The sequence below is a fragment of the Candidatus Symbiopectobacterium sp. 'North America' genome, from assembly GCF_015762685.1.
Classification (GTDB): Bacteria; Pseudomonadota; Gammaproteobacteria; order Enterobacterales; family Enterobacteriaceae; genus Symbiopectobacterium.
The window spans coordinates 40,295-61,154 of sequence record NZ_PEHF01000050.1; the positions used below are offsets into that span (position 1 = coordinate 40,295).

At 53.7% G+C, this 20,860-nt stretch carries 16 protein-coding genes and 2 pseudogenes; 3 read left to right on the forward strand and 15 right to left on the reverse strand.

Going from position 1 to position 20,860, the window contains the following annotated elements:
• Positions 1–360, reverse strand: a complete 360-nt coding sequence (locus CS369_RS11320; protein ID WP_196907164.1) for a PAS domain-containing protein — start codon at positions 358–360, stop codon at positions 1–3.
• A gap of 638 nt (positions 361–998) precedes the next feature.
• On the opposite strand from CS369_RS11320, the gene CS369_RS11325 reads away from it, so the two are divergent.
• On the forward strand, positions 999–2,102 hold the full coding sequence (locus tag CS369_RS11325; protein ID WP_280514770.1) for a cache domain-containing protein: 1,104 nt from the start codon (positions 999–1,001) through the stop codon (positions 2,100–2,102).
• 6 nt (positions 2,103–2,108) lie between these two features.
• Positions 2,109–2,576 carry a methyl-accepting chemotaxis protein gene (locus CS369_RS24605; RefSeq protein WP_280514773.1) on the forward strand — a complete coding sequence of 156 codons (468 nt, stop codon included), beginning with the start codon at positions 2,109–2,111 and terminating at the stop codon, positions 2,574–2,576.
• 263 nt (positions 2,577–2,839) lie between these two features.
• On the opposite strand, the gene CS369_RS11330 is transcribed toward CS369_RS24605, so the two are convergent.
• Together CS369_RS11330 and CS369_RS11335 are read right to left on the reverse strand one after the other, a co-directional pair.
• Complete coding sequence (locus CS369_RS11330) at positions 2,840–3,502, reverse strand: HAD hydrolase-like protein (RefSeq protein WP_196907165.1); 663 nt, start codon at positions 3,500–3,502, stop codon at positions 2,840–2,842.
• 16 nt (positions 3,503–3,518) lie between these two features.
• Complete coding sequence (locus CS369_RS11335) at positions 3,519–4,733, reverse strand: multidrug effflux MFS transporter (protein ID WP_196907166.1); 1,215 nt, start codon at positions 4,731–4,733, stop codon at positions 3,519–3,521.
• 289 nt (positions 4,734–5,022) lie between these two features.
• Between CS369_RS11335 and CS369_RS11340 the strand changes: the two are divergent.
• Positions 5,023–11,415, forward strand: a pseudogene (locus CS369_RS11340) (GH36-type glycosyl hydrolase domain-containing protein); the annotation flags it as partial.
• Here CS369_RS11340 and CS369_RS11345 read toward each other — a convergent pair.
• From CS369_RS11345 to CS369_RS11400, 12 genes and pseudogenes are all read right to left on the reverse strand, one after another.
• Complete coding sequence (locus CS369_RS11345) at positions 11,331–12,188, reverse strand: ABC transporter permease (protein ID WP_196907167.1); 858 nt, start codon at positions 12,186–12,188, stop codon at positions 11,331–11,333. The pseudogene CS369_RS11340 and the gene CS369_RS11345 overlap by 85 nt on opposite strands.
• Positions 12,185–13,159 (reverse strand): ABC transporter permease, encoded by a 975-nt coding sequence (locus tag CS369_RS11350; protein WP_196907168.1) that lies wholly within the window; start codon positions 13,157–13,159, stop codon positions 12,185–12,187. Before CS369_RS11350 ends, CS369_RS11345 begins: the two co-directional genes overlap by 4 nt.
• Positions 13,152–14,608: pseudogene (locus tag CS369_RS24610) on the reverse strand (sugar ABC transporter ATP-binding protein). The gene CS369_RS11350 and the pseudogene CS369_RS24610 overlap by 8 nt, the downstream one beginning before the upstream one ends.
• A 47-nt stretch (positions 14,609–14,655) precedes the next feature.
• A complete protein-coding gene (locus tag CS369_RS11365; protein WP_196907187.1) occupies positions 14,656–15,639 on the reverse strand; it encodes an autoinducer 2 ABC transporter substrate-binding protein in 984 nt (327 codons plus the stop codon).
• A gap of 346 nt (positions 15,640–15,985) precedes the next feature.
• On the reverse strand, positions 15,986–16,225 hold the full coding sequence (locus CS369_RS11370) for a hypothetical protein (RefSeq protein ID WP_196907170.1): 240 nt from the start codon (positions 16,223–16,225) through the stop codon (positions 15,986–15,988).
• On the reverse strand, positions 16,222–17,004 hold the full coding sequence (locus CS369_RS11375) for a hypothetical protein (protein ID WP_196907171.1): 783 nt from the start codon (positions 17,002–17,004) through the stop codon (positions 16,222–16,224). Before CS369_RS11375 ends, CS369_RS11370 begins: the two co-directional genes overlap by 4 nt.
• Before the next feature lie 225 nt (positions 17,005–17,229).
• Entirely contained in the window at positions 17,230–18,180 is a 951-nt protein-coding gene (locus CS369_RS11380; RefSeq protein WP_196907172.1) for a cytochrome P450, read from the reverse strand.
• Positions 18,177–18,509 carry a hypothetical protein gene (locus CS369_RS11385; RefSeq protein ID WP_196907173.1) on the reverse strand — a complete coding sequence of 111 codons (333 nt, stop codon included), beginning with the start codon at positions 18,507–18,509 and terminating at the stop codon, positions 18,177–18,179. Before CS369_RS11385 ends, CS369_RS11380 begins: the two co-directional genes overlap by 4 nt.
• Positions 18,510–18,516: 7 nt before the next feature.
• Positions 18,517–19,224 (reverse strand): ATP-binding cassette domain-containing protein, encoded by a 708-nt coding sequence (locus CS369_RS11390; protein ID WP_244664951.1) that lies wholly within the window; start codon positions 19,222–19,224, stop codon positions 18,517–18,519.
• Positions 19,182–19,397: a hypothetical protein gene (locus CS369_RS23560; protein ID WP_244664952.1), complete on the reverse strand. Its 216-nt coding sequence runs from the start codon at positions 19,395–19,397 to the stop codon at positions 19,182–19,184. Before CS369_RS23560 ends, CS369_RS11390 begins: the two co-directional genes overlap by 43 nt.
• A 58-nt stretch (positions 19,398–19,455) precedes the next feature.
• A complete protein-coding gene (locus CS369_RS11395) occupies positions 19,456–20,121 on the reverse strand; it encodes a nucleoside recognition domain-containing protein (protein WP_244664958.1) in 666 nt (221 codons plus the stop codon).
• Positions 20,013–20,825, reverse strand: coding sequence for an ATP-binding cassette domain-containing protein (locus CS369_RS11400; RefSeq protein ID WP_196907174.1), 813 nt, complete (start codon positions 20,823–20,825; stop codon positions 20,013–20,015). Before CS369_RS11400 ends, CS369_RS11395 begins: the two co-directional genes overlap by 109 nt.
• Between the last annotated feature and the right edge of the window lie 35 nt (positions 20,826–20,860).

Below are 20,860 nucleotides of genomic sequence, written 5' to 3' on the forward strand. Positions count from 1 at the left end.
TCACCGCTCTCGCACCGCACCGCACCGCACCGGAATATAGGTCGCTTCAAGCCAAAGTTGTGCTCCATCGCGGCGCTGACGCTCAACCAGATCGGAATGGGACGCACCTTGACGCAAACTGTCCCAAAACGCTGCATATACAGGGCTATTGGCAAATGTGGGAAAGCAAAATTGGCGGTGATCCCAACCCAAAATCTCATCGTCACGGTAACCAAACAGCGAAAGATAGTTTTGATTGGCGTGACATAACCCGCCATCGAGATCAAACTTCGCAATCGCCATAACCTGATCCAACGCTTTGAATTGCTGTGCAATAGCCTCGGCAGAGAGTGATTCGGCTCTGTTAAGTGTTTCAAACATTGTTTTAGCTCCTCATTATATGAACCGCGATCGTGCCTTATCCGAGGCTCCACGCCAAAAAAGTTAATTCCGGAGGCAATCCACATAAGGCACAAATATAAATATCATTCATACGCAAATATTCAGCATAAAGCGCACGTCGTGTATTTTTTGTAATGTGGAAAAATAACGTATTCACAGCAAATAGCGGTTATAAAGCGCATTAACCCGAGCCATGAAATAAATAAATTCATTGCCACTTTTCGTTAATTAGAATGCTAAATATTCAATTATTTCATAATGATAAAATCCATCTACGCCATAGCAACGCTATCCATAGACAGTATAAGTATGGTACTAAACCGGCATAAGGCCATTTTTCTATAAAGAAGCAGGTTACCGTGCCGATAGAGGTATTAATAAGGAAAACCAATAAATAATATGGACTTATCTGCCTAATAAAACGACAGGTGGTGTAAGGGTACCACGTTGTAAATGTTATCTGCGGCGGCCAAGGATGGGCGGTTGGTAAGCCAGCCCTCCCTTCCTACATCTTCAGATTGCACGCTTGAACAACGCCGTCATTTCCTTATTGAAACACTATGCCAGCGCCTAGTGTGACGCTTGATTTGCTTGAAAATGAGAGAAGAGACTACACCATGAAACTACGCACTCGGATTATGCTGCTTTGCGGCGCAACACTATTGGGTCTTTTGATTTTATCTGCTGTCGCGTTGAATACACTCTATTCTTCGCTGATGAAAGAGCGCACCAGCCACCTGACAACGCTGGTTGAGTTAGCGCAAGCCTCCGCACAAAAAGCGTATAACCGGGAAAAAGCGGGTCTGATCAGTCATGACGAAGCAATGGCTGAAGCAAAACGTGCCATTGGCAGTTTTCATAAAGATACGCGTTATTTCTTCTTACTCGGCTACAGCGATGACGTGAACTACGTTCACCCTGATGCGAAACGCGTCGGTATTGTTGATGCCAATGGCGGCCGGGAATCCGGCGTGCGTAATCGTGATGCGCTTAAGCAGGCGGCCCAGCAGGGCCAAACGCTGGCGTTCACCTCAGGTAAGGGCATGCGCCCCGGTACCGAAGGCTTGGTCGATAAACTCTACGGCATCACGCGCTTCGAACCCTTCGACTGGATTATCGGCACGGGCGACTATATTGATGATATTCAGCAAACGTTCTGGCGCAATGCGCTGCTGCTGCCGGCGCTCGTTGCCGTATTGATACTCGCCACCACGCTGTTGGCCTGGAACATGCTGCGCACGTTGCTGCGTCAATTGGGTGGCGAGCCGCAATACGCGGTCGAGGTGGTACGTGAAATCGCCGACGGTAACCTAACCGTTGAAGTGCAAACGCGTCCTGGCGACGACGGCAACATTTTGTTTGCCATCAGCGCTATGCGCGACAAATTGGCCTATTTGGTGAGCCAGGAACGCAGCAGCACCCACTCCATTACCACCGCATCGATGCAAATTGCTTCAGGCAACGAAGACCTTTCATCACGCACCGAATCGCAAGCCAGTGCGTTGCAGGAAACCGCTGCCGCGATGGAACAACTCACCTCGACAGTGCATGACAACGCTGAGAATGCCCGCAACGCCAACACGTTGGCGCAGTCAGCCTCCAACGTCGCTGTTCGCGGCGGTGCTGTTGTTAAACAAGTAGTGAATACCATGGACTCTATCAACGGTTCATCACGTAAAGTGGTGGACATTATCGGGGTGATTGACAGCATTGCCTTTTAGACCAATATCCTAGCGTTAAACGCCGCCGTTGAAGCAGCGCGCGCCGGTGAGCAAGGGCGCGGTTTTGCCGTGGTCGCCACCGAAGTGCGCACGCTGGCACAGCGCTCCGCGTCAGCCGCCAAGGAGATCAAGAGTCTGATCAATGACTCGGTATCCAAAGTGGACAAAGGCACCACACTGGTGAAACGCGCCGGTGTCACCATGAGCGAAGTGGTAGATAGCGTGCAACGCGTAACGGCCACCGTTGCCGAAATCAGCGCAGCCAGCGCAGAACAAAGCTCAGGTATCGAGCAGGTCAACCCGGCGGTCGCGCAGATGGATCAAAGCACAGAGCAAAACGCCGCACTGGTACAAGAAGCACTGGCCGCCGCCAAATCGCTCAGCGATCAGGCTCAGGGATTGTCGCGCACCGTGGCTCAGTTCCGCGTTGACGATGGCACGGACACCTTGCCCGCGTTGGCACGGTTAAACTAAACCGAAAGCCGCCTGGTGCGAGATGTTTTATCTCGGGCCAGGCGTTCAGTTGATGACGAACAGGCTATTTACTCAACGCCGCCTTAAGCAAGGGGCCGGTAATGGAATCCGGCGCAGCCATCATCGCAGAGGCCGTGCCTCAAACGCTATAATAACCGTACAATGGACTTGTGTTCGGCAAAATTCACTACGGCTTGAGCCGCATTCACGCCTTTGAACCGGAGTCCTAAGGCTATATTTCAGACCGTGACCTTGCTCCGATACTAGCGTGTGGACGTCGTCATTAACGCATGAATAGCAGGAAGAAAATCCGCAGGCCATTGGCACAACCGATCTGCGCCGCTGCTGGTCAACTCTTGCTGCGAACCATAGCCCCACTGTGCACCACTCGACAACAAGTCGTTATGCTGCGCGCTAACAATATCTTCTTTACGATCGCCTACCATGACCGATGAAGAAGGCAGTAACCCCTGCTTGCCGAGCAGATGTGCGACCAGCAATAGCTTATCGTCTATGCTGCCATCCCACGGTGTACCTAGAATCTCGTCAAACAGCGCGCTGATGCCGATACGCGCCAGTATTCGTTCCGCAAAGGGTTGTCGTTTTGAGGTGGCGATAAACAGGTGATGCCCCTCGGCGTGCAGCGTCTGAAGCACCTGCTGAATGCCGGGGTACATCAATCCCTGAAGTAATCCGACGCGGCCATAATGTTCACGATAGATCGCCACTGTCTGCGCCACGCGATCGTCTCCAAACGGCGCCAGCAGCGCCGCGACAATCTGATCCATCGGTGGCCCAATCAAGGCGGTGATGTCTGTTTCTTCGGCCAAACGGTGCCCTTGCTGATCCAGTGCGTAGGCGAGACTGGCGCGTATGCCCGGCACAGAATCAATCAGCGTGCCATCCATATCGAAAATAACATTCATCCCTCGTCCCTTAGCATTAGTCATCTGATACCGGTTTAGCACCGACGCCGACCACCATCGCTGCACTGGCGGCGGTAAACAACGCCATAATCCATGCCATAGTCCACGGCGTACCATCACTTAACCACGCCAGCAACAGCGATGAGATAATACCGCTGCCGTATTGTAATGCGCCGATCAACGCCGAGGCCGAACCGGTCATGGTCGGCACTGCGTCCAGTGCAGCGGCGGTGGAGGTTGCAGCCACGATGCCGTTCATGGAGAAGAAAATAAACACCAACACCACGATAGCCAGACTACCGCCCCACTGTATCTTGACGGCCGCCGCCATAACCAGCATGGCCAACGCCGCGATCCGCGTGGCGTATTTTACTAATATTTCCAGCGTAAGGTGCTGTACCAATTTGCGATTGACCAGACTTAGGGCCATCACCCCGATGATATTCACCGCAAAAAGCCAGCCATAGTGCTGCGGATCAATGCCGTAATAACGGATATAGACCAATGGCGATCCCGCAATAAACGCATAGGCCGAGACATAATAAAAGGTCACGCACAGGGTAAATCGGCGATAGGTTGGTTTTTTCAACAAAGAAAAATAGTTGCGAAACGCATCGGTAAATGAAGCATTGACGCGCTTGTCTACCGGCAACGTTTCCGGCAGCCACAACAAAGAAATAAACATCGCAATGCCTATCACTGCCAGCAGCCAGAAAATCATCGGCCAGGTACTGACACGAATAATCTGCCCGCCCAGTAGCGGGCCAACAATCGGCGCAATCGCCATCACCACCACCAACGTGGAAAGCATATGGGCGGCACGCGTACGGGCAAACAGATCGCGGATCATCGCGCGCGCCAACATCGGCCCGGTACAGGCCCCCAGCGCCTGAAACACACGCCAGAATACAATCTGCTCAATAGCACTGGAACGAGCGCAACCGATAGAGCCAATCACAAACAGCACCATGCAGATAAACAGCGGCCGACGTCGCCCAATGCGATCGCTGATCGGGCCCCAAATTAACTGCGCAATGGCAAAACCCACCAGAAATCCGGTGATGGTTAATTCAGCGTTACCGTACAGATCGCTGCCCATCACTGGCATCGCAGGCAGATAGATATCGGTAGAAAGTGAAGTGAAAGCCATCAAAGCGCTGAGGATGACAATAAACCCCCATCCGCCCTGTTGTAATCGTTTGCGGGTAACGGGTTGTTGCAGTTGATTCATGTTTATTCACTAAGCAGTTAGCGCCAAGGCCATCAGAAGAGCCAGCGTACTCTCGCATCCTACCTGACGGGTAGCGCCTGATTAATCCCTGAAAAGTGCAATAGCGTTATGAATTGAATTCATGACCACTTTCGCTATTACTTTGCATCAAACTAATAATCAGTCAATAAAGTCAACGCAAGTTACAATAACAGAGTTTAATATCGCATAAAGACCAATAAATCGATATTTAATCTATACTAAAATCAATTTGGCCGCAGTGTAGACTTTAATGTTGATGAGCTATCTGATGAAAATACGTTTAACGCAATGGTTTTCCTCCTTCACAAAGCAACGGCAACCGTCCCCAGCGTGGTCTGCAACGCCAGACGCAGATGGTGACCCTCTGAAGGCAGCACTTTTCTCAAGTGCACAGATGGCACAGTACGGAAAAACGCTGGCACAATCCCATAAACTATCTTCCACATCAATGTCTTACCATTTAACCCGGCGTCTGGATGAGAATGAAGCAGTCATCACGCGGCATTGCTCGATGCTTAGTGCCGCCGATAAAGCCAGCATTACGCCCGCAGGGGAATGGTTACTGGATAATTACTATCTGATTGAAGAGCAAATCCGTCTGGTGAGGCACCACTTACCCAAGGATTTTGGCAAAGGGCTACCTGTTTTACTCCCTCCCCACCGTCGCCCACGTATTTATGACATTGCCACCGAAATTATCGCCCACGGTGATGGGCGTTGGGACAAAGAGAGCCTCAGTCATTTTATCGTCGCCTATCAAGAGGTGGCTCCACTCACCTTGGGAGAACTCTGGGCATTGCCCGGTATGCGACGCCTGGCATTGATTGAAAATTTGCGCCGCGTCAGCATTGAGGTGCCAAACACCCAACAGGCACGTCAGTTAGCGGAGCGCTGGGTGAGCAAGCTTGTCGCCTGTGCCGAACAACGCCAATCAGAATTGGTGATGTTGATTGCCGATTTGGCCCGTGCCAAACCGCCATTAGACAGCGCCTTTGTGGCCGAGTTAGTACGCCGCTTGCAGGGGCTAGGCCATCTGCTGATGCTGCCGCTGACGTGGTTAGAACAGCAACTGGCGAATAACGGCACTACCGCTGATGCACTAACGCAGCGCTTTAGTCAGCAACTCGCCGCCCAGCAGCTTTTCGTCAGTAACAGCATTAACGGGTTGCGGTTACTGAGTGAAACCCACTGGGCCGATTTCACTGAGGCAATGAGTCTGGTTGACCGGACGCTGCAACAGGACCCTGCGGGCGTCTATCCCGAAATGCATTTTGACACTCGGGATCACTATTGCCATGTGATTGAGATGCTTGCCCGCCATAGCCGCCACAGCGAGGGAGAGATTGCGCAGCAGGTGCTTGCTCTGGCACGCGAGGGGGATGCCAGTACCACCGCTCACCATGTGGGCTACTACTTGATTGGCGATGGAAGAGCGCGGCTGGAGCAACAGCTGGCAACCGACATTTCATGGCTGGCGCGATTACGAGACGGTTTTAATCAGATCCCGCTGCTTTCGTCTTAGCCTGCTCACCACGGCGTTCACCGCCCATTTACTGCTTAAAACCCACGAACAGGGCATGGGCTGGATGCTGTGGCTGTTGGCCGTGCCGCTGATGTTGGTCGCCAGTCAGTTAGCCACTTTCCTGCTGAGTGAAGCAACCACGCGTTGCTGCACACCTACGCCGTTGCCCCGCATGGATTTTTCCCGCGAGATACCCGCCGCATTCAGTAGTATGGTGGTGATCCCCTGCCTGCTGACCAACCGCGAGAGTATCCGTAAACTGCTCAAGCGACTCGAAGTGTGCTATCTGGCGAACACCAGTGCGCACCTCTATTTTGCGCTGCTCACTTATTTTGTTGACAGTACCACCCCTGGCACACAGGAGCACAACGATCTCCTGGCATGGGTAGACGAACAAACCCACGCACTCAACCGCCGCTATGCTCGTGACAGCGATCCGGCCTTTTATCTGCTGCACCGCGCCCACGCCTGGAATCCAAAACAAGAGGTATGGATGGGGTATGAGCGAAAGCGCGGCAAACTGGCCCTGTTAAACCACTGGCTGCGCCATCCCGAAGGGCAATTTTCTCACATTGTCGGTAACGCAACGGGCCCGGTAAACACGATCAAATATGTCATCACGCTGGATTGCGATACCGTGCAGCCACGCGACACCGCACACAAACTGATTGCAACGCTGGCACATCCGCTAAACCATCCGCAGTACGATCCTGCCTGCCAGCGTGTGGTTGAAGGCTATGGTATTTTGCAGTCGGGAATGGCAGAGGAGATCCCCCGTTACGGGCAAGGTCGTTATGCCCCATTGTTCAGCGGTGCGGCGGGTAACGATCCCTACACCATGATGTCATCCGACATTTATCAGGATCTGTTTGGCGAAGGCTCTTTTATTGGCAAAGGTATCTACGATGTGGATACCTTTATTGCCGCAACGCAACAGGTATGTCCGGAAGATTTGGTGCTAAGCCACGATCTGCTCGAAGGCTGTTATGCCCGTTCAGGACTGGTCAGCGACGTGCTGCTGTATGAACAGTACCCGAACCATTATCTGACCTATGTGGCACGCCGCACACGATGGATTCGGGACGACTGGCAATTACTTAACTGGCTGAAGCCCCAGGTAAGGCGTGCTGATGGCTCGCACAGTAAAAACCCATTGAGCCTGCTTTCACGTTGGAAACTGCTCGATAATTTGCGCCGCAGCCTGGTACCGCCTGCATTTTTAACACTGTTACTCTGCGCCCTGTTAGTCGTGCCCAACAAGGCCTATTGGCTGTCAGCGTTAACGTTGACAGTACTGCTGCCCACGCTGCTGTCCACGTTTCAGGACATCATCAGCAAGCCTCGGAGACGTCCGTTCGAGCAGCATGTGCGGTTAGTGATTCGCGGCGCACGCCAACGCTTACTGCGTATGGGCATCGAGATTCTCACTCTGCCGCACCGCGCAGGGTATTCGCTACACGCCATCGCCATCACCCTATGGCGACTGGGTGTCAGCCGACGTAATCTTAATCAATGGACCCCCTTTGCACAGTGCAACGCGCAACGCGAGACGACGCCAGGGCGTTTTTACCGCGCCATGTGGCTCAACGTAGCGACAGGACTGGCACTTCCGCTGCTTAGCGCACAGTTTGCGCCCCTGTCGCTGGCGGTGGCACTGCCTCTTGGGGCGCTCTGGTGTCTCACACCGCTACTGATGAGCTGGATGAGCCGCGAACCACAACGCCAGCGAACGGTGCTGACGAGCAGGCAGCAAAGACGACTGCGACAAAACAGCCGAAAAATCTGGGCATTTTTCGATACCTCTGTCACCGCAGACGACAACTGGCTGCCGCAGGACAATTATCAGGAAACGCCGCACGCGGTCATCGCTCTTCACCCACCAACATTGGTCTGTCGCTGATGGCAACGCTGACTGCCCGTGATTTCGGCTATCTGCCGCTGGAAGGCGCTCTGACACGCATCGCATCCACCCTGGATACGCTGGACAAACTGGAGCATTATCGCGGACATTTGTATAACTGGTACGACACTCGCACGCTAACCCCGCTGGCCCTGCGCTACATCTCCAGCGTTGACAGTGACAATATGGCCGGTCACCTGCTCACGCTGCACGCGGCCATGCGCTCACTGCGTGATCAGCCGGTTTTTGATGCCGCACAGGTTGTGGCCGGTCTTGATGATACGCGGCGGATTCTGGTCAGGCTCTGGGGCCGGAATGCGCCAACCACGCTGCGCCACTGTACTCGCGCTGCCTCACTCTCACCCACGGCCTTATTTGGCGAACTGGTGCACATGCGCGACCTCGCCAGTCGATTACTCAACCTGTGCCATGCGAATGAGGAGCAGGTTCAGCGCTGGGTTGAACGCCTTCATCAACAGTTGAGTGCGCTGTGCGACGCCTGGTCGACACTGCTTGGCTGGTTGCCAGTGGACTGGGGCGACGCCCGGTTACCGTCGTTCTCCTGGCTGGCTCAGGCCAGCCCTGCCGGTTCGGGAACGCCTGACGCAGACACCGTGCACGCAGTACACGCACAGCTTAGCCTGATGGCAGACATCGAACAGCGTCTGCACCAACACGCCCAGATGGATTTTGCGTTTCTCTACAATGTCACTACCAACCGGCTCAGCGTGGGATTCAGAGTTGAAAATAACGCGCCGAAGGGCACGTCATCACGCGTAACCGTCGAGGGCAATCGGATCTGTGGGGATGGGGAATTTCTGGCGACGTGCCGATTGTGCTGTTGACAGTCACCAGCGATGAAAGCATGACGTTGATCGCCACATTGGTTCAGATGCACCACTACTGGCGGCTAAAAGGCCTGAAGGTGGATATGGTTATCCTCAACACCCGTCAGGGTGGCTACCAGCAGGAACTGCATCACCGCATTATCAACCTGATCACCGCCTGCGCAGAAGGCAATCAAATCGACAAGTCGGGCGGCATCTTCGTGCGCAACGGTGAACAGCTCTCCGCCGAGGATCGCCTGCTGTTGATGAGCGTGGCGCATATTTTGCTCGACGATCGTGCTGGTGACCTATCGACACAGTTGACCCAAAAACTGTCCGGTACCGTTGCTCCTCAAACCACGCGAATAGCTCGAGCGACAGGAGATAGCGCGCACTATCATCCCTGGCATCCCGACACGCACAACCTGCAATTTTTCAATGGTCTCGGGGGATTCTCAGAGGATGGCCGGGAATACCACATCGTGTTGAACGAGGGTGACACGACCCCCGCCCCCTGGTCGAATGTGCTGGCTAACGCCCTGTTCGGCAGCGTCGTTTCAGAAGCGGGACAAGCCTACACCTGGTATGAAAATGCCCATGAATACGGGTTAACGCCGTGGGAAAACGATCCGATCAGCGACCGCTCTGGGGAGTCCTTTTACTTGCGTGATGAAGAGAGCAGTGCTGTATAGTCGCCAACCACGCTCCCCCTACGCGGTCAGGGGGCTTACCTATCGCGTCACGGCTTTGGCTATAGTGTATTTGCCCATCGCGAAACCGGTATTGACAGCGAATTAACCGTACTGGTCACGCTGGATGCCCCGGTGAAACTCGCTATGCTCACCCTTCACAACCGTTCAGGCGGTACACGCAAGCTTTCCGAAACTGGCTACGTTGAATGGGTGCTTAGCGTTTCTCGTCTTTCCAGCGCGCTGCATGTAGCGACGCGTCCGGCCAACGTGCACAAAGGCTGCGGAATTCTGGCCACTAACCATTACGTCAGCAACGGTTCGGAGCAAACGGCGTTTTTCTCCGTCAGCGGCGCGCAGTGTTCCTTTACAGTCGATCGGCGTGAGTTTCTCGGACGCAACGGATCGCGTTATCGCCCGGCAGCCATAGCCCATGGCACGCTGTCGGAGAAAACCGGAGCGGGGATCGATCCCTGTGCCGCCGTGCAGTCCGTTGTCACGTTGATCGATGGCGATCGGCAAACGCTAGTGTTCGCGCTCGGCATGGGTAACAACCCGCAGGAAGCTGAAGCGCTGATCGCGCGTTACCTGAATAAAACCGCCGCCCAGGGCGAGTTGGCCGACGTACACCGTTATTGGTACCAGATGCTTGATAAGGTCATCGTCAATACGCCCGATGCCGCCGTTAATCTGTTAGCCAACGGCTGGCTGCTGTACCAGACGCTGGCGTGTCGCATCATGGCGCGCAGCGGTTATTACCAATCCGGCGGTGCCTTCGGCTTTCGCGATCAGCTTCAGGACACGCTGGCACTCAGCCATGCCGCCCCCGAGCGACTACGCGATCAACTTTTAGTCTGTGCCTCACGCCAGTTTATTGACGGGGATGTACAACACTGGTGGCATCCACCTTTGGGCAATGGGGTGCGCACCCGCTGCTCGGATGATTATCTGTGGTTGCCTCTGGCGCTATGCCACTACGTGGAAACCACGGGCGATCTGTCCATTCTGGAACAGACGGTGCCCTATCTGGAAGGACGGCAACTGCTTCCCGGTGAAGAGTCAGCCTACGAGCAGCCAGTGGTCAGTGCGCAGTCTGAAACGCTATGGCAACACAGCGTGCGCGCTATCAAGCACGGGCTTGCCACCGGTCGCCACGGTTTGCCCCTGATGGGGGCCGGGGACTGGAACGATGGCATGAATCTGATCGATGCCATTGCCCAAAGCTGGTCGGTGCTGTCAGGCGCAGGTAACCCGCAACGCAGTGCACAGGCCATGAGGGCGTTGGATACCTACCTGGTCAATCAGAACACCGGCTTCATTCAACTACTGCCCCGCCCCATTTAATGGCAACGGGCCAAACCCGGGATACATTCAAGGCTACGTGCCCGGCGTGCGGGAAAACGGCGGACAGTACACCCACGGTGCGATTTGGGCGATCATGGCGTTTGCGCACAGCGGCAATCGGGCGCGCGCCTGGGAGCTTTGGTCGATGATCAATCCTATCAACCACAGTCTGACCCCGCACACTGCGGCGCGCTATAAAGTCGAACCCTATGTGATGACAGCGGATATCTACAGCGTCGAATCCCATACCGGGCGCGGCGGCTGGAGTTGGTATACCGGTTCGGCGGGCTGGGCCTATCGCCTGATTGTCGAAACGCTGCTGGGTGTGACACGCCACGGAGATGTTCTCACTATTGCCACCGAACTGCCCCACGACTGGCCAGCGCCAAGCACCACCGCCAGAATGGAGGTCAACAGATAAGACTCCCCGTAAGAGGCTTTGGCAGAATTGAGTTTCGACATCATTAAAAATGCCGCCACGGCGCACAACACTGCGGAAATCACATACACCCACAGCAGCACCCGGCGCGTATTGATGCCGGAATACCCGGTGGCGCGCTCATTGGAGCCGATAAGATAAATCGCCCTGCCCAGCGTGCTGCGCTCCAGCACCAGCCATAGCCCGATGGCAACTACCACAAACAGCCACATCGGGAGCGGCACACCAAACCACTGTGCGCGATTTAACCACAGCACCCATTCGGGATAATTGGCAATGGCGCTGCCGCCGGTAATCAAAATATTGATCCCCTTGAGCAACGTCATCATACCAAGCGTCGCCAGGATCGGCGACACACTGAGGCCCGCAATCAACACGCCGTTACACAGACCAATCATCGCCGCCGCCCCAACGCCCGCCGCCAGCGTGGCAACCATGGTCAACAGCGACGGCGGGTAGCTGACCGCCACCCATGCCATCACTAACGAGCAGGCATTCGCCGTCGAAATAATCGACAGTTTGATGCCACCGCACAGCATGGTGACAGCCATCGCCAGCGTTAATATACCGAGAACCGGTATCTGCGAGGCGATGGACTGAAAATTATTGACCGACCAAAACACCTCCAACATGGTGATGCTAAACCCAATCACTGTCAGCACCAGCAAGCCCATCAGGTAGGTTTCTACGTTCTCGCGCAGCGATATCTTCATAGCAGACTCCGATTTTGGTGCTGGCTCCACGCAGTGGCACTGATGCTGACCACAATGATGATACCGGTGATCAAGGTCTGCCAATAGGAAAAGACGCCCAGCAAATTGAGTCCATTCTGCAACACTGCCAGCAGGATCACCCCGAGCACGGTACCGATAAGCGTGCCACGCCCACCCACCAGGCTAGTGCCGCCTAGCACCACCGCAGCCAGCACCGTCAATTCGTAGCCCAGCAGTGAGTCCGGGGCGACGGTGCGCACCGTCCAGGATTGCACTACGCCCGCCACACCGGACATCAGTCCCATATAGCCATAAACAAACCATTGCAGCAGCAATACGCTAAATCCAAGGCGACTGGCCGATTCACGATTTCCACCCAAGGCATAAATCTTGCGTCCAACGGTGGTGAAATTCATGATAAAAGCGGTCAACGCCAGCACCGCGAACATGGTGAGCATGGGCAACCCCAGCCCATAGTCGTAACCATCAGCATCAGTGTACTTGAATAGCATAAAGCCTGACTCAAACCATGCGGGGAAGTCGTACAGCCACACCCCTTTGCTAAACCACAGCAGCAGACCGTAAAAGATGTTCAGCGTGGAGATGGTAATGATGATGGAAGGCACCCGCAGCCGATTAACCAGAATGGCATTCTCGCTGCCAAGCAGGATGCCCACACCGCCGGCAATCAGGTAAGCCACGACAAAATTGCCACCGATATCGCGCAGTATCAGCACCATCACATACTGCGCGATGATTGCCATGGCAGGAAACGAGATATCAATCCCTCCGGAAATCAGCACCATGAACAGTCCGCAGGCCAGAATAGTCAACATGGCGTAGTTGTTGACCAAATCGTACAAATTCCCCAGCGTCAGAAATTCATCGCTACGCCAGGCCAGTCCGATAAACAGTACCAGAATCAGCAACGCCAGCCAGACTTCATGCCGATAATTTTTTAAATCAGCCATTTACAACTCCGGCAATCCCCGTGGGGTTACTGGTGCCCGGGGTGAACGTATGATGGATTTCCCCCTGTTTCATCACCAGGATACGATGACTTTGATACCAGGCTTCATCCAGATCATCACAGATCATCAGGATGGCGATCCCTTGCGCAGCAAGTTCGCTGATGATGTGATAAATCCCGGCTTTATTGGCGATATAGACGCTGACCGTGGGACTGTCCAGAATCAGTACCCGTGGATCGATGGCCAGCCATTTGGCAATGGAAATGCGCTGCGCGTTGCCTCCCGACAGCGTGCTCACCGGCAAGCGTGGATCGGGGGCTTTGATACTCAGCGAGGCGATCAGCCGGTTCACTACCGCCTGTACCTGTTTTTTGCGGATCAGCCCGCAAGCATTGCGCACCTTATCGAAAATGGTGCTGATAATGTTGTCCTCAATGGACTGCGCCATCACCAACCCGCGTGACATACGGTCTTCCGACACATAGCCAATGCCTTAGCGCAGTGCGTCACGGTTGCTGCGCAACTGCACCGTTTGACCGTCGATGCGTATCTCTCCGCTGTCAGGGTGCGTCATACCAAACAGACTCAGGCAGAGCTCGGTGCGCCCCGCGCCCAGCAGTCCGATGATGGAAACAATTTCCCCTGCGCCGAGCGAAAACGAGATATCACGGTACTCGCCCACGCGGCTGAGCTGCCGCACCTCCAGCACCTTGCGAGCCGCATCACCCTGCCAGGGTTCGCGAATGTTGTAGTCAAAAGCTTGCCCGGTCATCAACATGCCGAGCTGGCGCGTACTCATTTCGTTGGTGGGATAGGTTCCCACCAGATTGCCGTCTTTTAGCACAGTGATACGATCGGATACCGCCATGACCTCTTCCAACCGGTGGCTAACAAACACCACGCAGTTGGCGCACCACGTGCAGCAACCCTTCCACTTCCTGATGCGTCAAGGAGGCGTTGGGTTCATCCATAATGATCAGCCTGGCATCCTGCGCTAACGCCCGGCAGATCGCCACCAGTTGGCAGCGCGCAATCGAGAGCGACTCCACCTGCGCATCGAGCGGTAAGTTGACGTTGATGCTCGCCAGCGCGCGCTCTGCGATCTGGCGCAGCGCCTTGCGTTTCACCAGCAGGCCGTGGTGATAGTGGTTGATAACGATGTTTTTCCAAATGCTCAAATTAGGAAACAGTGATAAGTTCTGATAAATCACCTGGATGCCCTGCGCCACTGATGCACCTGGCGTCAATTTAGGCCAGATTTTACCGCCCAGCGCAATGCGCGCCTTGGCATCCGGCTGGTATTATCTTGATGAGCGTCGACTTGCCGTAGCCGTTTTGTCCGGCGAGGCAGTGCACTTCGCCCGGCATAAAGGTGAGCAAAATATCATTGAGCGCACGCGTGCCATGAAACGTTTTACTGACATGGCTCAGGGACAGGAATGGTTCCATAACACCCCCTGGCAAACAGGAAAGCGGGGCGCCCCGAATAAGCATAATCAATAAAGCGTATCGATATTTTCTTTAGTCACCAGCAGCACTTTATGGAAACTAATGATACGTTTTTCGTTATCTACATCCGCTTTGCCGAGATTTTCAACTGAGAACCCCTCGGCGATCGCTTCACCGTTAAGCAGCGTGCTCGCAACCGCCGCTAACGCATAGCCTGCACTGGCAGGATCGTAGGTAATGCCCGCAGTGATATCGCCGCTTTTGATCAGCGAAGCCGCTTGCGACGGGATCATCATGCCGTACACCGCCACTTTATTTTTCGCGCGTTTCTCCTGCACCGCACGCCCGGCACCGATGGGGCCGTTTGAACCGAAGGAAACCACAGCTTTCATATCCAGATAGGCGCACATCAAATCCAGCGTAGTGCGACGCGAATCATCTACGCTTTCCGCCACCGACATACGCTTGGTGACTTCAAACATGTCGGGATAATGCTCTTTCTGGTATTTCACCAGCAAATCAGCCCACAGGTTATGCTGCGGCACCGTCAGGCTGCCCACATAGATGACGTAGCCCCCTTTTTCTCTCATACGTTTCGCCATCTGCTCCACGTATTCCGCAGCGAATTTTTGGTTATCAATGATTTCCACATCCCAGTTGGCACTGGGCTGCCCCAGTGATTCGTTGGTCAACACCACGATGCCGCCATCACGCGCTTTCTTGAACACGGGTTCCAGCACGTTGGCATCATTCGGCACGATTGTAATAGCATTGACTTTGCTGGCTATCAGATCCTCGATGATTTTGACCTGTTGCGGCGCATCGGTACTGGCTGGCTCCATCTGGGTCGCGTTGACATTGAAATCTTTACCTGCCTGAACGACACCTTCGCCCATGCGGTTGAACCAGGGCATGCCATCCACTTTTGCGATATTCACGACCGTTTTTTGTTCTGCATAGACTGGTGTTGCGATAAGCGACATGCCCAACAGCAGGGAGGACACTACGCCACAGAGAAGACGTTTTTTCATCATTTTCAGCCTCGTTACTCACCATTTGCCAAGGAACTGCGCCACAGTGACTTACCCGTGATGCGGTATTCCACATAACGCTGCCGCGTCATCTGCCGATGGAAGTTATTTTTTCAGCTTACGTTTATTGTCTAAGTAGGGTGATTTTTCAGTAAAAAATCCAAGAAAGGGTAATCTTGGGGCGGACAACGAGAAATGCAGTTTCCTGCTATTTATATGGATAAACACCCCATCTCGTCAGAATGTGATGCAACTCACATTGTTAACATCAATATAATAAGCAACAGAATAATGTGATGACATCATTCATAAAAAATCGCTTTTTATCCTTCAAGCATAGTTGAAACTAGGCTCGAGGAAAGCGGTCATCTGCGGCAACGATCACATTGTAATGCGCCTGTTCGACATTGCACTCAGCATAGGGCAATGTGCTGTCACGCGCGTTGATACTCAATTGTTGAATCAGATTTTCAGAAATAAGGTGGGTAAAGCTTTCCCATTGTTCAAAAGACATATCAGATAAATAATCATTGCCACTTTCCTGATATTTTATTTTCCTCAATGCTTCTGGTAATGCCTCTCTCACCCCCGTGGCGAATAGAGCGTAAAATAACCGTTAGCAATGGTATTGTTGTAAATCATCGCATCAACACATTCCCCATCAGCGATAGGAAAATAACCGTAAATCTCGCCCATGCTAGCGATGGCACTTTTTATCGCTAGCTGTATTTTAGATTCCCAATCAGTCGTTTTTATTTCCTGCAAAATAATCGATTTATCGACCTCCAACCAATTTTCATTTCTATCTCGTAGCATCAAGGCCGCCCAAAACTGGCAGGCACCATCTTGAGGCAATGCATAGCGCAGTTGGCGGTTGTTGTCGTTGAAAGTGGCGTAATTTAGCGCATCAAACTCTCCTTGGTGTGGTGTATACCATTTCGGTTTAACGGGCAAATGATCGAGTTGCATGATCTTTTCTTTCACCAAAGCCGGTATATTATCCGCAAAGAGTCCTTCGTCCTTGAGGCGAGTGCAGGCAATGAACAGCAACGTAAACCGGTCTTGTAGAAACGTATTGTTGATCCACTGGGGGAAATCTGTGATTAACGATTGACACTGGGCACGCGCCTTTTTGGCTACGTTGGCAGTACCGTCTTCATCCTGGCACACGATACGACAGAGATAATCCAGGGCGAGTGTTGCAATTTCACCTTTTCCAAGGGCGATATTTTGTAATAACTCAAGACTTTCACAACAATTATTTTTTGCCCGGAGGTATACGCTATCAAGATGTTCTTTGACCGAAATACCATCACCTCTATCACAATGTAAAGGCGTCCCCTCGATAGCCGCTGAAATAAGCACGCCGAGCTGATGACTATGCGCTTCTGAATCATATAAGGGAGGTGATCGAATAATTGTTGAGTACGATCGATGCGGTATCAATATAGACATGAGGGTAACTTAGCGTGTTGAACAGATACTGATTTTTACACCGTTAACACAATATATTCATTCAAAAAATAGGCCGTTATTTTTTAACGGCTATTATTTCTCTTCATGACAAGAGCGCATTGACGCAATCTACCGCTATAACCCTTTGTAACGCAGAGGCATACGCCGAATACCGGTATGTTTGTTGCTGCGGACCCACTCCACGGGGCCGTTTAATGCGAAGGCATGAATGTGGTTTAGCAATTCCCGAAAGACAATCCGCATCTCCAGCGTCGCCAACTGCGCCCCCAGACAGCCGTGTCCCCCGCTGCCGAACGCCAAATGGGAATTTTTCTCCCGGCAGATATCAAAGGCGAAGGGGTTTTCGAACTGCTGTTCATCGTGATTGGCCGAGGCCCACCACAGCGTCACTTTCTCGCCGGCTTTGATGCGTTTACCCGCGACGTCAACATCGCGCGTGGCGGTGCGGCGGTTGTACGGCGTGGTAGAGGTCCAGCGTAAAATTTCCTCCAGTGCCCGGTTCATTCGCTCAGGTTCTCGTTGTAACAGTTGCCACTGCTCCGGATGCTGAATAAACGCCAGTATTCCGCCCGCAACGGCATTACGCGTGGTTTCCAAACCGGCCACCATCACCACGCTAAACACCATCACCTGCTCCATCGGGGTCAAGCTGCCCAGGTCAGCGGAAAGTTCTCCCGCAATCGCCAGCGAAACAATATCATCACCGGGTACCTGACGGCGTTGTTCCACAAACTGCTGTGCATAAGCCATAAACTGCTGCATGCCTTGCTGACTGCTGACACTGCTCTGCCCCAATTGACGATCGGAATAATCAAGCACCGCGTTAATCCAACCTGAGATCGGGTGCCGATCTTCAGGAGGAATCCCGACCAAATGTGCGATGGCAAACAGCGGAAGTTCGGCGGCAATATCCGACACAAAATCGCCTTCGCCTTTGGCTAACGCACTCACGACAGCCTGACGCGCCGCCACAGTAAGAATGGGCTCCAATGCAGCGACGCACCCACGGGTAATCCCCGGAGCCATCAGACGTCGCAACGCTTTATGGCGCAGATCGTCCATCATATTAATACGGTCCCCGACCCTGCGGCGCAGAGAAGATCCTCAATCATGGTTCCACCCCCGGCACGATCGCCGCCTCGATGCGAGGAAAAGGTATCGATATCTCTGGCGAGCAGTACAATATCCTGATAGCGTGTGAACACCCAAAAACCCTCGTTATCAGGCGTCAACGGAGTGACCGGATGATACAGCGTGCCACCACTTTGTCGTAATTGCGTGAAAACGGAATGGGGAAAGCCTTGAGAGAACAGCGTCAAATCCGTCAAATCAACGTCAGGCAGCGGCCAACGCGTAGCACAATGCTGACTATCACACAGAGGCTCAGACATCATCGTCTCCTTATCCTTCTCGGGGATGTACAATGCGCCATCCTTCAGCGCGCACTTTTGCCTGCCAAAAAGCCGCGTAGCGTCCGTTCATGGCCAACAACTGTTGATGTTTGCCCTGTTCCACAATCTGCCCGCGATCAAGCACTAATATGTGATCCGCATTGCGGATGGTGTGCAACTGATGCGCGATGACCAGCATGGTACAGCGGCCACGCAATGCATTAAGCCCCTGAGCGATCGCTTCCTGATTTTCCGGGTCCAACGCACCGGTTGCTTCATCCAGCAGCAGGATTGGCGCATTCTTTAGCAATGCGCGCGCCAGTGCGGCACGCTGACGTTCACCGCCCGACAACAAACCTCCCCCTTCGCCAACCCGGCTATCCAGCCCCAACGGTAAGCGCTGCACCACTTCGTCCAAACGCGCCAGTTTCAGGACTTTTTGCAACGTGTCATCATTAGCCGCAGGGTTTCCCATCAGCAGGTTTTCACGCAGGGTGCCTCTAAACAGATAATTGTCCTGAAACACTTGCGAAATCATGTTCATGTGTTGCACGATCGGGAAGTGTTTTACATTAATGCCCCCAATAGCAATTCCTCCGCTATCCGGATCGAAAAAACGGGCAATCAATTTGGTCAAGGTGGTTTTCCCTGAGCCGGATGCACCCACCACGGCGGTCATGCTATTGGCTGGCAGCGTCGCAGAGACATTTTGCAGCACCCGAACGCCGCGCACAGCGCTACGCTCCAGTCGAAAAAAATGGTTGCCACCACCACAACCACGGGCGTGATCACCGCCCTTAACAAGGGGGTTAACTGGTGGGCTGGCAATCCGAGGATCTCCATCACGCCCAGACTGAGCAACAGGCCCAGGCGGCTGGTATTGGCGCGCACGAACCAGCCTAACGTAGATCCAGCAGGGCGCGAATGATGGGCACCACCAGCACAAATGTCAGCCCCTGCAAAACAGCACATAGACGGGTAAGCGCGCCCCGCACGACATAAAGGGTGCCATCATCACTGTGACGATGCGATCGCTGTGCTTCTCCATGGTACGCGTGGCCATAACGGCGGGCACATTACAACCAAAGCCGACAATCAAGGGCACGAACGCTTTGCCCAGAAGCCCAATGCTGCGCATGAAGCGGTCCATAACAAACGCCGCACGCGCCATGTACCCGGAATCTTCAAGATAGGAGAGGAAGAGATAGAGGCAGCCGATAACCGGAATAAAGGTAGAAACCGTTTGGATCCCCCCGCCAATGCCATCTGCCACTAGCGTCGCCAGCCACTCTGGCGTGTTAATAGCACGCAGCAGCGTCCCTAATCCATCAACCAGCAGCGCGCCGACAAACTGATCGAAAAAGTCGATAAATGCACTCCCCACTTTGATGGTGAAGATAAACATCAGGTACATCACCAACAGGAAAATCGGAATGCCGAAAAAGCGATGCAGTACCACACGGTCAATTTTATCGGTGAGCGTCGCGGAGACATTGCTGCGGCGAATCACCACCTGATTAGCGATAGATGAGACAAACTGATAACGCCCATCGGCAAGAAAGATATCCAGTTCATCGTCATAGGTTTCTGTGAGCGTGGCAACCTGTGCATCCATCTCTGCCAACAGCGGTGCTCAGACAATAGCTGCACACCCACAGCAAATAATGACGCAGCAGCAACGCGTGAGATTTCCCCATCAGTCTGGTCAGGCGCATCAACAGCATATTGCCTCCTGTTGCCCTTGTTGTGCTGCCCACAGCCGCGCATATTCACCGCCACCGGCCAGTAAATCAGTATGGCTCCCTTGCACGTCAATGCGGCCATGCGACAGCACGACATGTTGTCTGCGTGCGTGATGGTATCCAGCCGGTGGGCAATCACCTGCACCACCTGACAACGTTGATGCGCGATCAATGGATTGAACGCAGCCTGTATCGCGGCTTCTGATTCGGCATCTGCCTGCGCGGTAGGCTCATCCAGCACCAGCACGACGGGTTGTAGCAAGAGTGCTCGTGCAATGCTGACCCGCTGTGCCTCACCGCCAGACAGTGTGGCATCATCGCCGTATACCGATTGATAACTGAGCGGCAAACACAGGATGCGTTCGTGAATATGCGCCGCCTTGGCAGCCGCAGTAACCTGCTCTTCACTGGCCTGGGGATCGCCCAGCGCGATGTTGTCATACACGCTCATGCGTAACAGTTGCGTATCCTGAAACACAGTACCGATCTGGCGGTACAAATGTCGGCTGTCAATCTGGCTCAACTCAATGCCCCCTAACGTGATTTGGCCACGATCGGGGACATCAAAGCGCAACAATAAGCGCGGTTACCGTACCTGGAGAGAGCATCAGC

Coding starts and splice junctions, on each gene's coding strand:
- CS369_RS11320 (WP_196907164.1), bottom strand. CDS start 360: ATGTTTGAAACACTTAACAGAGCCGAATCACTCTCTGCCGAGGCTATT.
- CS369_RS11325 (WP_280514770.1), top strand. CDS start 999: ATGAAACTACGCACTCGGATTATGCTGCTTTGCGGCGCAACACTATTG.
- CS369_RS11330 (WP_196907165.1), bottom strand. CDS start 3,502: ATGAATGTTATTTTCGATATGGATGGCACGCTGATTGATTCTGTGCCG.
- CS369_RS11335 (WP_196907166.1), bottom strand. CDS start 4,733: ATGAATCAACTGCAACAACCCGTTACCCGCAAACGATTACAACAGGGC.
- CS369_RS11345 (WP_196907167.1), bottom strand. CDS start 12,188: ATGAAGATATCGCTGCGCGAGAACGTAGAAACCTACCTGATGGGCTTG.
- CS369_RS11350 (WP_196907168.1), bottom strand. CDS start 13,159: ATGGCTGATTTAAAAAATTATCGGCATGAAGTCTGGCTGGCGTTGCTG.
- CS369_RS11365 (WP_196907187.1), bottom strand. CDS start 15,639: ATGAAAAAACGTCTTCTCTGTGGCGTAGTGTCCTCCCTGCTGTTGGGC.
- CS369_RS11380 (WP_196907172.1), bottom strand. CDS start 18,180: ATGATGGACGATCTGCGCCATAAAGCGTTGCGACGTCTGATGGCTCCG.
- CS369_RS11385 (WP_196907173.1), bottom strand. CDS start 18,509: ATGATGTCTGAGCCTCTGTGTGATAGTCAGCATTGTGCTACGCGTTGG.
- CS369_RS11395 (WP_244664958.1), bottom strand. CDS start 20,121: ATGGATGCACAGGTTGCCACGCTCACAGAAACCTATGACGATGAACTG.